A 428-nucleotide genomic window follows, 5' to 3' on the forward strand; every position below is an offset into this window, starting at 1 on the left:
ACTGAGTCCGAAATTTTTTGTACGGTTCCTCAATAGAAATGAGACATTTTTAAGCGCTATTTAGTTCTCGAAACTCATCTTCTTTGTTGCCTTTTAGTGTTCGTTTCATCAGGTTCGGCAATTAAGCATTGTCGGCCTAAGTTCAGGAGTTTCAGAGGCATTTTTACGCTTCAATGATTCTTTGGTGTTGCCTTATTTTATCCTGCATCCGTGTTTTGCTCGCAGCATTTTCAATCCCAGTTGTGGCAAGGATATTTGGTTTATCAGTTCCAAACTAGCTGAAACCAAGTCGTTCAAATGGCGTAAAAAATGTATCTGTTTTCCATTTACTTTATCTCGCAATTTAAGAACATTTTGTTCGCTTAATTGGCATCGGTAAATTAGAATCAGAGCTTAGGAAATCTTGGCAGGGCAGTTCTTTACCAAGT

It is taken from the genome of Aliivibrio sp. 1S128 (assembly GCF_001691065.1).
GTDB lineage: Bacteria > Pseudomonadota > Gammaproteobacteria > Enterobacterales > Vibrionaceae > Aliivibrio.